We start from the raw sequence: 13,446 nt of genomic DNA on the forward strand, positions 1-13,446 counted from the left end.
GAGCGCGGGTCAGGAGAGCAGGACGAGGTTGTCCCGGTGGATCAACTCCGGCTCCAGCAAGTAGCCCAGCTCGGCCTCGATACGATCCGCGCGCTGCCCGCGGATCCGCTGGATCTCGCTAGCCGCATAGTTGGTCAGCCCGCGCGCGACGGCGACACCCTCCGGGTCCACGCAGGTGACCATCTCGCCGCGGCGAAAATCCCCCTCGACGCTGACCACACCTACCGGTAGCAGGCTGCTGCCCGATTCGCGCAGCACGCGGGCGGCCCCGGCGTCCAGCTGCAACTGCCCGCGCGAGTGCAGCTGATCCGCCAGCCAGCGCTTGCGCGCCGCCAGCGGTTCACGGTCCGGCTTCAGCCAGGTCCCCAGGGCCTCACCCTTCAGCACCCGCCCCATCACCTGCGCCTCGCGTCCGGAGGCAATCACGGTATGCGTGCCGGAACGTGCCGCGCGTTCAGCAGCCAGCAGCTTGGTTGCCATGCCACCCCGGCCCAGGCGACCGAAATCGGCGGCCACATAACGGTGAAGCTCGGCATCCGAGGCCCGGCCCTCCTGGATCAAACGGGCATCCGCATGCTTGCGCGGATCGCGATCGAACAGGCCATCCTGGTCGGTCAGGATCAGCAGCAGGTCGGCCACCACCAGGTTGGCCACTAGCGCGGCCAGGGTGTCGTTGTCGCCGAGCCGAATCTCCTCGTAGGCCACCGTGTCGTTCTCGTTGACTACCGGGATCGTGCCCATCTCGAGCAGGGCCAGCATCGTGCTGCGGGCATTCAGGTAGCGCGAGCGGTCGGCGAGGTCATCGTGGGTCAGCAGGACCTGCGCCGCATGCAGATCGTGGCTGGCGAATTCGCGCTCGTAGGCCTGAACCAGGCCCATCTGTCCGACCGCGGCGGCGGCCTGCACGTGGTGCAACTGGTGCGGGCGCTCGGTCATGCCCAGCCGGCGCATGCCCTCGGCCACCGCCCCACTGGAGACCAGGATCACCTCCAGCCCGCGCCGGCGCAGCGCCGCAATCTGGTGCGCCCAGGACTCCAGCGCCGGGCGGTCGAGCCCGGCACCATCGGCGGTGATCAGCGCGCTGCCAATCTTCACGACGACCCGACGAATGGCGGGGAGCGCCCGTGTGGCAGACGCTGTCACGCGGGGTCCTCCGGCTTGTCCTCCGGCGTCCCCATCGCACCCCGCCGATCCGCCTCGGCAGCCGCCTGCGCGGCCTCCTCGACATGGCGCATCACCGCCTGCAGCAGGGCGTCCACGCCCTCACCGGTCGCCGCGGAGATGGTAAACACCGGATGCGCCTCGCCCTGGTCCGCACGCACGCGCTCGACCAGCGCCGCGAGTTCGTCGGCATCCAGCAGCTCCTTCTTGTTCAGCACGATCCAGCGCGGGAGGGCCGCCAGCTTGTCGCTGTGGTGCTCCAGTTCGGTGATCGCGGTGCGCAGGTCCACCAGCGGATCGGCCTCCGGGTCCGGCGGGGACACGTCCACCACGTGCAGCAGCAGGCGGGTGCGGGCCAGATGCTTGAGAAAGCGCGTCCCCAGTCCCGCGCCCTCGGCCGCGCCCTCGATCAGCCCGGGGATGTCGGCGATCACGAAACTCTGGTTGACCCCGATGCGCACCACGCCCAGTTGCGGGATCAGGGTGGTGAACGGGTAGTCGGCGATCTTCGGGCGCGCGGCCGAGGCCCGCGCCAGCAGCGTGGACTTGCCGGCATTCGGCAGCCCCAGCAAACCGACGTCGGCCAGCACCATCAGCTCCAGCGACAGCTTGCGCAGGTCGCCCGGGGTGCCCGGCTTGCTCTGACGGGGCGCCTGGTTGGTGGAGGACTTGTACCGGGTATTGCCGAGCCCGTGGAAGCCACCCTGAGCGACCAGCAGACGCTGACCCTCGTGGGTCACATCCCCCAGGATCTCGTCGGTCTCGGCATCGCGCACCTGAGTGCCGATCGGCACTGCGATCTCCAGATCCTCGCCGGAAGACCCCGTACGATTGCGCCCCTTGCCGTTCTCGCCACGCTCGGCATCAAACCGGCGCTGGTAGCGAAAATCGGCCAGGGTGTTAAGGCCTTCGTCGCCCACCAGCCATACGGAGCCGCCATCTCCGCCGTCACCCCCGTCGGGCCCGCCAAAGGGGATGTATTTCTCGCGGCGGAAGCTGACACAGCCATTCCCGCCGTCGCCGGCCTTTACGGTAATAGTGGCCTCGTCGATGAACTTCATTGCTTGCTTCCCGAAGTACAGAACAAAAAAAGCCCCGTCGAACGGGGCTTTTCGCGAACGCTTCGCTGTCCGGCCAGCTTACTGCTGCGGCTGGATGCTCACGAAACGACGGTTGTGCGGACCGCCCACCTTGAAGACGACCTGGCCGTCAACCTTGGCGAACAGCGTATGGTCCTTGCCACAACCCACGCCCTCGCCGGGATGATACTGCGTCCCGCGCTGACGAACGAGGATGTTGCCGGCGCGTACGACCTGACCGCCAAAGCGCTTCACGCCCAGGCGTTTGCTCTCGGAATCGCGCCCGTTGCGGGTACTGCCGCCTGCCTTTTTATGTGCCATGGTTCAGCTCTCCTGAATGCCTGCGGCGATCAGCCGGCGATGCCGGTGATGCGCACGGTGGTGTAATGCTGGCGGTGTCCCATCTGCTTCTGGGAGTGCTTGCGCCGCCGGAATTTCATGATGTGGATCTTCTTGGCGCGGCCATGGTCTTCGACCTTGGCGGTGACCTTGCCACCGTCCACCAGCGGGGCCCCGACGCGGACATCGTCACCCGCACCGACCATCAGCACCTGGTCGAACTCGACCTCGGAACCGGCCTCGGCCTCGAGCTTCTCGATGCGAATCACGTCGCCTTCGGCGACGCGGTACTGTTTACCACCTGTTGCGATGATCGCGTACATTTCCCTGGGACTCCGTTGCGATACCTTGTGTGGACCAGCCAATTGGGAGCTGGTCTCGCGAAAGGGCGGAAATGCTAGCAGCGCTTCGCCCCCGGGTCAATGCCGGGAAGCCGTCAAGCGGCAGGAACGCGCAGGGGCTGGTGCGCGCTGGCGCACCGTTTTCCCAATCTCCGCCGACGCCCGGCAACACCGCACTCCCCGTCTTTCAGCAGGCCGCCTTAGATCGGCGCGCCGGCGTCCACGCGAACTTGTACATTGGGCAGCGTTTCCCTAGCATGCCTTCGCCCCTCCCGACGAGCTCACGAGCCTGCTTCCCTGCCCCTATGTCCATTGATTCGATCCGAGAACTGGCGGCCGACGACATGCAGGCCGTCGACCAGTGCATCCGCGAACGCCTCAGCTCGCCGGTGGTGCTGATCAACCAACTCGGACACTACATCATCCATTCGGGCGGCAAGCGCCTGCGACCGCTGCTGGCCACCCTGTCGGCGCGGGCCTGCCATGTGCAGGGCCAGGACCCGGTGACACTGGCGGCGGTGGTGGAGTTCATCCATACCGCGACCCTGCTGCACGACGACGTGGTGGATGCCTCGGAGCTGCGCCGCGGCAACGAGACCGCCAACCACATCTTCGGCAACGAGGCCGCCGTCCTGGTCGGCGACTTCCTCTACTCGCGCGCGTTCGAGATGATGGTCGAAGTCGGCTCCATGCGGGTCATGGAGATCCTCTCCCACGCGACCAACGTGATCGCCGAGGGCGAGGTGATGCAGCTGATGAACTGCCACGACGCCGACGTTGACGAGCAGCGCTACATGCACGTGATCCAGTCGAAGACCGCCAAGCTGTTCGAGGCCGCCTGCCAGCTGGGCGCCATTCTGGGCGAACGCTCGGAACACGACGAGCAGGCGCTGGCCCGCTACGGCATGCACCTGGGCACCGCCTTCCAGCTGATCGACGACGTCCTGGACTACTCCTCCGATGACGAGGTGACCGGCAAGCGCATGGGCGACGACCTCGCCGAGGGCAAGCCCACGCTGCCGCTGATCCATGCGCTGCGCGTGGGCTCCCCCGATCAGCAGGCCGTCGTGCGCCGGGCGATCGAAGAAGGCGGCCGCGATCAGGTCGACGCCGTGCTGCAGGCCGTACACGGAACCGACGGCCTGGCCTACACCCGCTCTCGCGCCGAGGCCGAAACCGACGCCGCCATCGAGGCGATCTCCACGTTGCCCGATTCGCCCCAGCGTCAGGCCCTGATCGATCTCGCCCGTTTCGCCGTCGGGCGCAACCACTGACGCGGCGCGACCCACGCCGCATGGCGGGGCGACCGTTACCGATAGGATTTTCAGCGCCCGGGGCATGGACACGCCCCGCGAGGCTCGGCATAATAGCGGGCTCGGTTCGGAGTGTAGCTCAGCTTGGTAGAGCACTGCCTTCGGGAGGCAGGGGTCGAAGGTTCGAATCCTTTCACTCCGACCAACCTTCTTCTTGACCCTGGTCTTCCGGCCTGTGGCCCGATTCAAGCGGCCCATCCGGAAGCGGCCAGATCCCGATCACGTTCAGGCCCTGCGGACACGTCCATGACCGCCAATACCCCGGCCGTTCGCGGCACCCTCTATATCGTTTCCGCGCCCTCGGGTGCCGGCAAGACCAGCCTGGTCGCCGCACTGCTTGAATCGGTGACGGCGGTGGAGGTCTCGGTTTCGCATACCACACGGACGCCGCGCGCCAGCGAGGTCGACGGACAGCACTACCACTTCGTCAGCGCCGAGACCTTCCTCGGGATGATCGAGGACGGCCAGCTGCTGGAACACGCCAAGGTGTTCGACAACTTCTACGGCACCGCGCTCGCCAGTGTCGACGAACGCCTGGACGCCGGGGTGGACGTGATCCTAGAGATCGACTGGCAGGGTGCGCGCCAGGTGCGCGCCGCCGTGCCGGATGCGCATTCCATCTTCATCCTGCCGCCCTCGCGCGACGAGCTGGAACGCCGCCTGCGCGGCCGCGGGCAGGACGAGGAAGACGTGATCCAGCGCCGTCTGCGGGATGCCGAATCCGACTGCACGCATTTCCGCGAGTACGACTACACCGTGGTCAATGCCGACTTCGACCAGGCCGTGCGCGATCTGGCCTGTATCTTCCGCGCCAACCGCCTGCGCACCGTGGAACAGGAGATCCGATCCGCATCCACGATCGGGAATCTGTTGGCGGGCGCGCATGGGTCGGCGTAACATGCAAGTTTCAAGAATTTACTGACCGGAGTATCCGATGGCACGCGTCACCGTCGAGGACTGCCTCGAAAATGTCGAAAACCGTTTCCAGCTGGTGCTGATGGCTGCCCGCCGGGCCCGCCACATTGCCCACGGAAAGGAAGCCCGCGTACCCGAGGACAACGACAAGCCCACGGTAATCGCCCTGCGCGAAATCGCCGCCGGCGTGGTCGGTATCGAGGTGTTCGACGAACACGACGAACGGCCCCAGAACCAGATGCTGGACTTCAGCACCATCCGTCATCTGGAACAGCTGGAAGCCGACGAGCGCTAGGAGATTTTCTGAATGGCCGCTGGGCAGCCAGCTTCGCCCGGGGCCCCCTCCTCGGTACCGGGCGACTCGACCCGATTCCTGATCAGCGATTTATGTTCCGAGCTCGAGTCCTACCTCGAGCCGGAAGAGGTCGAGGAGGTCTATCGCGCCTATCTCCTGGGCGCGGAGTCGCACGAAGGCCAGACCCGCAAGACCGGGGAGCCCTACATCTATCACCCGCTCGCCGTGGCTCGCACCATGGCCGAGATGCGGATGGACCACCAGGCGATCAGCGCCGCCATCCTGCATGACGTGATGGAGGACACCGCCACCAGCAAGGACCGTATCCGCGCCGAGTTCGGCGAGGAGGTCGCAGAGCTGGTGGACGGCGTGTCCAAGCTGACCCACCTGCAGTTCCAGTCGAAGGCCGAGGCGCAGGCGGAAAACTTCCGCAAGATGATGCTGGCGATCACCCGCGACATTCGGGTGATTCTGATCAAGCTGGCCGACCGCCTGCACAACATGCGCACCCTCGGTGTGATGCGCCCGGACAAGCGCCGCCGCATCGCCAAGGAAACCCTCGAGATCTATGCCCCGATCGCGCAGCGACTGGGCATGAATGCCATGCGCCGCGAGCTGGAAGAACTCGGTTTCTCGGCCAAGCACCCGTGGCGCGCCGCGGTACTGGAACGCGCGGTACACCGGGCCGGCGGCAACCGCCGCGAGCCGATGAAGAACATCGAGCAGGCGATCTGCTCGCGCATGGAGGCTTCCGGGATCACCGGGCGCATCTCCGGGCGCGAGAAGAGCCTGTACAGCATCTACCGCAAGATGCGCGACAAGCACCACTCGTTCGAAGACGTGTTCGACGTCTTCGCCATCCGCATCATCGTCGACGACGTGGACACCTGCTACCGCTCCCTGGGCGTGGTGCACAACCTCTACAAGCCGGTTCCGGGGCGCTTCAAGGACTACATCGCGATCCCCAAGTCCAACGGCTACCAGTCGCTGCACACCATCCTGTTCGGCCCGCAGGGCGCCCCGATCGAGGTGCAAGTCCGCTCCACCGAGATGGATCGCGTGGCCGAGAGCGGGATCGCCGCACACTGGCAGTACAAGGCCGGCAGCGAATCCAGCCGCACGGCCCAGAGCCGGGCACGCGAATGGCTGAAGGATGTCCTCGAGATCCAGAACAGCGTCGGCAACTCCATCGAGTTCCTGGAGAACGTCAAGGTCGACCTGTTCCCCGACGAGGTCTACACCTTCACCCCCGAGGGCGACATCCTGGTGCTCCCGCGCGACGCCACCCCGATCGACTTCGCCTACGCCGTGCACTCGGACGTCGGCAACCGCTGCGTGGCCGTCAAGATCGATCGCCAGCTCGCCCCGCTGTCGGTACGCCTGCAAAGCGGCCAGACGGTGGAGATCGTCACCTCGCCCGGCGCCCGCCCCAACCCAGCCTGGCTGTCCTTCGTGGTCACCGGCAAGGCGCGCACCGGCATCCGCCACTGCCTCAAGTCCATGCAGTCCGAGGAGGCCCGCACCCTCGGCGAGCGCATGCTGGAAAAGGCGCTGGAATCCATGGATACCAGCCTGCCCCGCATCTCGCCGGCCCGCCTGGACCAGATGCTGGACGCGATGCAGCTGGAAGACCTGGACGCGCTGTTGATCGATATCGGACTGGGTAATCGCATGGCCTCACTGGTGGCCCGCCAGATGGTCGGCAAGGAAAGCCCCGACCCGACCGCCACAGAACCCGCCACTACGACCACGCTCGCGGTCAACGGCACCGAAGGGCTGGTGCTGAATTACGCCCGTTGCTGCCACCCGATCCCGGGCGACCCGATCATTGGCCAGTTGAGCGCCGGGCGCGGCCTGGTGGTCCACCGCGAGAACTGCCGCAACGTCCTGCACGAGAGCCGCGACCGGTCCGACCGCACCATCGCGCTGGAGTGGTCGCATGAGCCCCAGCTGCAATTCACCGCCGCCGTACGCACCCGCACCGCCAACCGCCGCGGGGCGCTGGCCGACATGGCTGCGGTCATCGCGGATCACGGCTCGAACATCGAGCACATCTCGTTCAACGAGCAGGACGGCCACTCCACCGCGATGACCTTCCTGCTGACCGTACGTGACCGCCAGCACCTGGCCCAGATCATGCGCGGCCTGCGGCGGCTGTCCGACGTCCTGCGGATCTCGCGCCAGCGCGGCTGACACGCAACGCTCCCGCTGATCCGCCACCCGGCGGGCGGGCTTCTTGCAGGCGCCCCGTGCGCAACGGAAGATCGAGGCATGATCGCCGACATCCTCAACGAAACACTGAGTGTCGCGCTCACCGCGGCGCCCTGGCTGCTACTGGGCCTGCTGGCCGCCGGCGCGGTCAAGGCCCTGATCCCGGAGGCCGTCCTGCAGCGCTGGCTCGGCGGCGCCGGCCTGGCGGCCACGGCGCGCGCCGCCGTGGTCGGGGCCCCGTTGCCGCTTTGTTCCTGCGGGGCCATCCCCACCGCCCTGGCCCTGCATCGCGGCGGTGCCGGTCGCGGGCCCACCACCGCCTTCCTGATCGGAACGCCGGGTGTCGGCGTGGACTCGCTTGCCATCAGCTACGCCCTGCTGGGCCCGGTAATGGCCGTGTCCCGCGCCCTTGGCGCTATCGTCACGGCCATCACCACGGGGTTACTGGTGGGGCGCACGCGCGCCGCGACGGACCACCCGGAGGCAACCGGGGCCGAACCCGACACCTGCGGCGGATGTTGCGGGACCGACACGGGCTACGCCACGCCCGAAGCCCCGGAACGTCTCCCCGCGCGGCTCCGCCGCGGACTGCACTACGCCTTCCACAACGTCCTCGACGATATCCGCCTGTGGCTGGTGATCGGCCTGCTGGTCGCCGGCGCCCTGCTCGCCCTGGTCCCGCCGGCCACCCTGGCCGCCTGGGGCTCGGGCCTGGCGGCGATGCTGGTGATGGCCGTCATCGGCATCCCGATGTACCTGTGCGCGACCGCCGCCACGCCCATCGCGGTGGGCCTGATCGCGGCCGGGGTCTCGCCCGGCACCGTGCTGGTGTTCCTGCTGGCCGCGCCGATCACCAGCCTGGCGACGCTGGGCGTGTTCCGCCGCGAACTCGGCACCCCGGCGCTGGTGCTCTACCTGGCCGGAATCGCGGCCACCACCATCGCGCTGGGGCTCGCCCTGGACGCCGGACTGGCCCGCACCGGGGTCGACATCACAACCCAGATGGGCGCCGCCGGCGAGTTGCTGCCCACCTGGCTCGAGTGGAGCGCCCTGGTCATCCTGATCGTCCTGGCCACACCGGTCCTGCGCCGGTGGCTGGACCACCTGATCCCTCACCCACACCCGCGGAGCGCGTGAATGTCCAATCGTTCCATCGGACTCGATGAACCGCTGTACCACTACCTCCTGGAGCACTCGCTGCGCGAGCCCGACGTACTGGCGCAGCTGCGCGCCGAAACGGCCAGCCTGCCCGAGGCGAACATGCAGATCGCCCCGGAACAGGCGCAGTTCATGGGGCTGCTGGCGAAGCTCATGGGCGCACAGCGCTATCTGGAGATCGGCACCTTCACCGGCTACAGCGCGCTGGCCCTCGCCCTCGTCCTGCCGGAAGACGGCGAGGTCGTCACCCTGGACAAGAGCGCGGAATGGACCGCCACGGCCCGGCGCTACTGGAAACGCGCCGGGGTTGCCGGACGCATCCGACTCGAGCTGGGCGAGGCGCGCAACACGCTGCAGGCGCTGGAGGCCGCCGGCGAGACCGGTCGCTTCGATCTAGCCTTCATCGATGCCGACAAGACCGGCTATCCCGACTATTTCGAACACTGCATGCGCCTGGTACGCCCCGGCGGCCTGATCCTGATCGACAACACCCTGTGGCACGGTACCGTCGCCGACCCGGACGATCAGCGCGACGACACCCGCGCGATCCGCGCCTTCAATGACGCCCTGCATCACGACGCACGCATCGACCTCTCGCTGGCCCCCATCGGCGACGGCCTGACCCTGGCCCGCCGCCGCTGAAGCAGAGGCTGCCCTGGATTCACCACAAAGCCTCCGGAGCGCATGGAGAAGGGCCAGGTCAAGGGCGAATCCTCCACGAAGCCTTACCGGCAAAGGCCGCTGGCGCCAAGGCCACGGCGGCAGATGGCACGGCGCTCCACTGACTGCACCACCCAGCCCGCCTCAACCTCGTCCAGCTCCAGGCGGAATTCGTAGGCACTGACGGCATCGTCACGCAACCCGGTCAGACGGACCTCGGCGCGCTCCGGACGCGGCTGTTCGATCTCCAGCCCGGCGTAGTCAACCGCCAGTCCAGAATGCCAGGGGCTGGCCGCCAGCCACGCCATCACCGCGGCACCGGGCATCGCCGAGGGCGCCTGTGAAGGCACCACCTGCGCCTCGAAGGCCGTAGGCGCCGGCTCCCAGCCGTCCGGCGCAGTGCCCGTTTCCGGGGCCGAAGAGGACGCGGCACAGCCCGCCAGCAGTACCGTCAGACACCCCCATGCAACCCGCCATCCCCATCGCATCCCGTGGGTCCTCTCGCAAAAATTTCCTTGCGCACGAACATACCGGACCGCTAAACGTCCTACCATGGCAGAAAGACCAGATCAGTCCGCCGCCCTGCGCGGACCGGGAGGAAGACACCATGAAGCTGTTCAAGCTGCGCTACATCCTGATGACGAGCCTTTGCGTCCTGTTGCTGGCCGCAAGCCCTCTCCACGCCAACGAGCATGAGACCGCCGCAGAGGACGACACTACCGCCAGCGAGATGGAGGAGCTGCGCGAATCCTGGGCCGAGACCCGCGAGGAGATCCAGGAAGAAAGCACCGGGGCCGGTGAGGCCACCCGCTCGCGCACCCGCGATACCCTGGACGCGATGGACCGCGAACTCGGCCGCCTGGGCGACAACATCCGCGAGGGCTGGGATGACCTGAGCGACGCGACTCGCGAGCGCCGCGAACGCGCCTACGACGGACTGGTCGAGGAACGTGACCGCCTGGCCGAATGGTCGAGCGAGATGCGCGAGCGCTCCTCCGGCGCCTGGGGCGGTATTCGCGACGGGGCAAAGGACGCCTGGGGCGGCGTGCGCGACGGCTCGCGCAAGGCCTGGGGCTCGGTACGCGACGCCTTCCGCGGCGGCGACGAACCGGCCGGGAACGCGAGCGAGCCGGGTGTTCAGGACTGATGCGGCAACACCCATCACTCATCCCCTGGATCGGCAGCGCGGCGCTGATCCTCGCATCCGCCAGCCTGACCGGTTGCGACGGCTTCGGCGGAGCATCCGGGACCCCCGACCACCTCGAACGCACCACCGATCCGGAGGTCCTCCAGCGTGGTGAGCGCCTCTACCAGCAGCACTGCATCGCCTGTCACGGGGCGCAGCGCGAGGGCGCCGAGGACTGGCGCCAGCGTAACCCGGACGGCACCCTGCCCCCGCCACCACTGGATGGCAGCGCCCATACCTGGCACCACCCCTACTGGCAGCTGAAGGACATGATCCGTTACGGCGCCGAGGCGCGTGGCGGCGCCATGCCCAGCTTCGAGGACACACTATCGGAGGCGGATGTCGAGGCGATCATCGGCTGGCTGCAGTCGCACTGGCCGGACGAGATCTTCGAGGCCTGGACACGCTACGACCGCAACCACCCCACCCAGGCCGACTGGGAAGAGGCCATGGGCGAACCCTGGGTGACCCACCCCGACGGCTAACCCGACGCCGAGGCATACGCACACCGCCGCAGCCCCGATACAATGCACACGGAATGAGTCGGCCTGTACCGGCGTCATTCGAATGAGACGCTGCGCGGTCACCGCTTGGCAGGGAATGCAGTAAAACAAGGACGGCCGGGAGGGGCCCATGCATGACGCCAAACAGCGCGCGTGTCACAACGAGCACCGGGGGTGCGCGTGAATCGACGCGCCAACGACTTCGCGGCGGTTAGCGAACAAGCCCGTCTGCAAGGCCTGGTCGAGCAGGAACGCCAGGCAAGGCGCCGCGCCGAGACCCTGGCCGAGACCCGGCTGCAGGACGTCTACGCCAAGCAGAAACAGATCGAGCTGCTCAACACCATTGCCTCGACGGCCAACCAGTCGGACTCCATCGCGCATGTTCTGCGCTCGGCCCTCGCGGCCATCGGGCAGTACCTCGACTGGCCGGTGGGGCATGCCTATCTGGCCCGACACGACGAAAACAGCGACTACAGAGAGCTGAACCCCACCGGCATCTGGCACCTCGCCGCCGCCGAGCCATTCACCGAGTTCCGCGAGAACACCGACAACACGCCCTTTGCCAGTGGCCACGGGCTACCCGGCCGGGTACTGGCACACGGCGAACCAGCATGGATCGAAGACCTGGCCGCGGACGACAATTTCCCGCGGGCACCGCAGGCCGCCGCCAGCGGCCTGCGGTCCGGATTCGCGTTCCCGGTCATGGTCGGCCAGGAGGTCGCCTGCGTCCTCGAGTTTTTCGCCACCGAACCCACCGCCACCGACCCCGACCTGCTGTGGCTGATGTGGCAGATCGGCGTGCAACTGGGCCGCGTGATCGAACGCAACCGCCACGAAGAACACCTGCTCCACAACGCCTCCCATGACCAGCTGACCGGGCTCCCCAACCGCCGCCTGTTCCACGACCGCCTGGCCCATGCCATTGCCCGCGCCACCCGCGAACCCTTCAACCTGTTCGCTGTGCTGTTCGTGGATATCGACCGTTTCAAAGTCGTCAACGACAGCCTTGGGCACCCGGCCGGCGATGAACTGCTGGTGCGGGTCGGGCGGCGCCTGCTGAACGCCCTGCGCCAGAACGACACCGTCTCGCGACCCAAGGGGGACGAGGCCAACCGCCCGGACGACACCCTCGCGCGCCTGGGCGGCGACGAATTCACCATCCTGCTGGAAGGCCTGCACGAGCCGGTGGACGCCCTGCGCGTGGCCGAACGCCTGCAGGCCGTGCTGCACGAGCCGTTCACCATCGCCGGGCAGGATATCTACGTCACCGTCAGCATCGGCATTGCCACCCGCCCCTACGGCCAGAGCTGCCCCGCCCGCGAGACCAACGCGGCGGACGACCCCGCGCGCCCGGCCACGCCGGACGACCTGATGCGCGAGGCAGACATGGCGATGTACCGCGCGAAGTCACTGGGCAAGGCCCGCTGCGAATTCTGCGACCCCGGCATGCAGACCCAGGCGCTGCAAAGTCTGGCCCTCGAGACCGACCTGCGCCATGCGGTGGAGCGCGGCGACTTCATCGTCCACTTCCAGCCCATCGTGTCACTCGGCGAGGACTGCATCACCGGCTTCGAGGGCCTGGTGCGCTGGCAGCGCAACGGCGCGCTGGTCGCGCCGGACGACTTCATTTCCATCGCCGAGGACACCGGGCAAATCCACCTGATCGACATGCAGGTGCTCTACACGGCCTGCTGTCAGCTCGTGCAATGGGGTATCGACTACCCGGAGATGCCGCTGACCATCAGCACCAACCTCTCCGCCCGGCAGCTCACGCGCCCGGGACTGGTCGACGAGGTGCAGACCATTCTTGCCGGCACCGGGGTGTCGGCCTCCCAGGTGCGCCTGGAGATCACCGAGACCGCGACGCTCGGCAACCTCGACGAGCTGATCGAGACCCTGCACCGGCTCAAGGCCCTGGGCATCAGCCTGGCAATGGACGACTTCGGCACCGGCTACTCGTCACTCAGCTACCTGCACCGGCTACCGCTGGACATCCTCAAGATCGATCGCAGCTTCGTCTCCGGGCTGGACCACGACGAATACAGCCAGCGCCTGGTTCAGACCGTGATCCACATGGCCCGCAACCTGGGTCTGGAGGCCGTGGCCGAGGGCGTCGAAAGCCATACCCACGCCGCGACACTGCGCGCCCTCGGCTGCACCTTGGCCCAGGGCTACTACTATTCCCCACCGGTGGACGCCGCCAGCGCCACGGCCCTGCTTTCCGGCGATGCCCTGGTGGGCTGTCGGTAGAACGACCGATAGCTGCATGGACTCGGAAAAGCATG

Annotated in this window: 14 protein-coding genes and 1 tRNA gene; 10 read left to right on the forward strand and 5 right to left on the reverse strand. The window is 67.6% G+C overall.

Features of this window, described 5'->3' with window-relative positions:
* Window positions 1–9: 9 nt before the first annotated feature.
* From proB to rplU, 4 genes are all read right to left on the reverse strand, one after another.
* Window positions 10–1,143: a glutamate 5-kinase gene (gene proB, locus F816_RS0111875; RefSeq protein ID WP_026333256.1), complete on the reverse strand. Its 1,134-nt coding sequence runs from the start codon at window positions 1,141–1,143 to the stop codon at window positions 10–12.
* Window positions 1,140–2,222 (reverse strand): Obg family GTPase CgtA, encoded by a 1,083-nt coding sequence (gene cgtA / locus F816_RS0111880; protein WP_019594903.1) that lies wholly within the window; start codon window positions 2,220–2,222, stop codon window positions 1,140–1,142. The genes proB and cgtA overlap by 4 nt, the downstream gene beginning before the upstream one ends.
* 78 nt (window positions 2,223–2,300) lie before the next feature.
* Window positions 2,301–2,561, reverse strand: a complete 261-nt coding sequence (rpmA, locus tag F816_RS0111885) for a 50S ribosomal protein L27 (RefSeq protein WP_017941884.1) — start codon at window positions 2,559–2,561, stop codon at window positions 2,301–2,303.
* A gap of 29 nt (window positions 2,562–2,590) precedes the next feature.
* Complete coding sequence (gene rplU / locus F816_RS0111890) at window positions 2,591–2,902, reverse strand: 50S ribosomal protein L21 (RefSeq protein WP_018146302.1); 312 nt, start codon at window positions 2,900–2,902, stop codon at window positions 2,591–2,593.
* 323 nt (window positions 2,903–3,225) lie between these two features.
* Here rplU and ispB point away from each other — a divergent pair, with 323 nt between their 5' ends.
* The 7 genes from ispB (at window position 3,226) to F816_RS0111925 (ending at window position 9,454) form a co-directional block, all read left to right on the forward strand.
* Window positions 3,226–4,194, forward strand: coding sequence for an octaprenyl diphosphate synthase (ispB, locus tag F816_RS0111895; RefSeq protein WP_019594904.1), 969 nt, complete (start codon window positions 3,226–3,228; stop codon window positions 4,192–4,194).
* 107 nt (window positions 4,195–4,301) lie between these two features.
* Window positions 4,302–4,378: transfer RNA gene (locus F816_RS0111900), tRNA-Pro, on the forward strand.
* Between the two features lie 101 nt (window positions 4,379–4,479).
* Window positions 4,480–5,130, forward strand: a complete 651-nt coding sequence (gene gmk, locus F816_RS0111905; protein WP_018146304.1) for a guanylate kinase — start codon at window positions 4,480–4,482, stop codon at window positions 5,128–5,130.
* A 37-nt stretch (window positions 5,131–5,167) separates the two neighbouring features.
* A complete protein-coding gene (gene rpoZ, locus F816_RS0111910) occupies window positions 5,168–5,443 on the forward strand; it encodes a DNA-directed RNA polymerase subunit omega (protein WP_018146305.1) in 276 nt (91 codons plus the stop codon).
* A gap of 12 nt (window positions 5,444–5,455) precedes the next feature.
* Complete coding sequence (locus F816_RS0111915) at window positions 5,456–7,636, forward strand: bifunctional (p)ppGpp synthetase/guanosine-3',5'-bis(diphosphate) 3'-pyrophosphohydrolase (RefSeq protein ID WP_019594905.1); 2,181 nt, start codon at window positions 5,456–5,458, stop codon at window positions 7,634–7,636.
* Between the two features lie 78 nt (window positions 7,637–7,714).
* Complete coding sequence (locus F816_RS0111920) at window positions 7,715–8,791, forward strand: SO_0444 family Cu/Zn efflux transporter (RefSeq protein WP_019594906.1); 1,077 nt, start codon at window positions 7,715–7,717, stop codon at window positions 8,789–8,791.
* Window positions 8,792–9,454 carry a class I SAM-dependent methyltransferase gene (locus F816_RS0111925; protein ID WP_019594907.1) on the forward strand — a complete coding sequence of 221 codons (663 nt, stop codon included), beginning with the start codon at window positions 8,792–8,794 and terminating at the stop codon, window positions 9,452–9,454. It abuts the gene before it with no gap.
* 83 nt (window positions 9,455–9,537) lie between these two features.
* Here F816_RS0111925 and F816_RS15150 read toward each other — a convergent pair whose 3' ends face one another.
* Complete coding sequence (locus F816_RS15150; RefSeq protein ID WP_369773420.1) at window positions 9,538–9,960, reverse strand: hypothetical protein; 423 nt, start codon at window positions 9,958–9,960, stop codon at window positions 9,538–9,540.
* 119 nt (window positions 9,961–10,079) lie between these two features.
* Between F816_RS15150 and F816_RS0111935 the strand changes: the two genes are divergently transcribed.
* The 3 genes from F816_RS0111935 to F816_RS0111945 all read left to right on the forward strand — a co-directional run bounded on the left by F816_RS0111935 (window position 10,080) and on the right by F816_RS0111945 (window position 13,411).
* Window positions 10,080–10,619, forward strand: a complete 540-nt coding sequence (locus F816_RS0111935; RefSeq protein WP_019594909.1) for a hypothetical protein — start codon at window positions 10,080–10,082, stop codon at window positions 10,617–10,619.
* Window positions 10,619–11,143, forward strand: a complete 525-nt coding sequence (locus tag F816_RS0111940) for a cytochrome c (RefSeq protein ID WP_019594910.1) — start codon at window positions 10,619–10,621, stop codon at window positions 11,141–11,143. Before F816_RS0111935 ends, F816_RS0111940 begins: the two co-directional genes overlap by 1 nt.
* Before the next feature lie 192 nt (window positions 11,144–11,335).
* A complete protein-coding gene (locus F816_RS0111945; protein ID WP_019594911.1) occupies window positions 11,336–13,411 on the forward strand; it encodes a bifunctional diguanylate cyclase/phosphodiesterase in 2,076 nt (691 codons plus the stop codon).
* The last annotated feature ends 35 nt before the right edge of the window (window positions 13,412–13,446 follow it).

This window comes from Thioalkalivibrio sp. ALM2T (assembly GCF_000381505.1).
GTDB lineage: Bacteria > Pseudomonadota > Gammaproteobacteria > Ectothiorhodospirales > Ectothiorhodospiraceae > Thioalkalivibrio > Thioalkalivibrio versutus.

What these genes read in the sequence shown, in the direction of transcription:
- cgtA (WP_019594903.1), bottom strand. Translation starts at nt 2,222, where the DNA reads ATGAAGTTCATCGACGAGGCCACTATTACCGTAAAGGCCGGCGACGGC.
- rpmA (WP_017941884.1), bottom strand. Translation starts at nt 2,561, where the DNA reads ATGGCACATAAAAAGGCAGGCGGCAGTACCCGCAACGGGCGCGATTCC.
- rplU (WP_018146302.1), bottom strand. Translation starts at nt 2,902, where the DNA reads ATGTACGCGATCATCGCAACAGGTGGTAAACAGTACCGCGTCGCCGAA.
- ispB (WP_019594904.1), top strand. Translation starts at nt 3,226, where the DNA reads ATGTCCATTGATTCGATCCGAGAACTGGCGGCCGACGACATGCAGGCC.
- gmk (WP_018146304.1), top strand. Translation starts at nt 4,480, where the DNA reads ATGACCGCCAATACCCCGGCCGTTCGCGGCACCCTCTATATCGTTTCC.
- rpoZ (WP_018146305.1), top strand. Translation starts at nt 5,168, where the DNA reads ATGGCACGCGTCACCGTCGAGGACTGCCTCGAAAATGTCGAAAACCGT.
- F816_RS0111915 (WP_019594905.1), top strand. Translation starts at nt 5,456, where the DNA reads ATGGCCGCTGGGCAGCCAGCTTCGCCCGGGGCCCCCTCCTCGGTACCG.
- F816_RS0111920 (WP_019594906.1), top strand. Translation starts at nt 7,715, where the DNA reads ATGATCGCCGACATCCTCAACGAAACACTGAGTGTCGCGCTCACCGCG.
- F816_RS0111925 (WP_019594907.1), top strand. Translation starts at nt 8,792, where the DNA reads ATGTCCAATCGTTCCATCGGACTCGATGAACCGCTGTACCACTACCTC.
- F816_RS15150 (WP_369773420.1), bottom strand. Translation starts at nt 9,960, where the DNA reads ATGCGATGGGGATGGCGGGTTGCATGGGGGTGTCTGACGGTACTGCTG.
- F816_RS0111935 (WP_019594909.1), top strand. Translation starts at nt 10,080, where the DNA reads ATGAAGCTGTTCAAGCTGCGCTACATCCTGATGACGAGCCTTTGCGTC.
- F816_RS0111940 (WP_019594910.1), top strand. Translation starts at nt 10,619, where the DNA reads ATGCGGCAACACCCATCACTCATCCCCTGGATCGGCAGCGCGGCGCTG.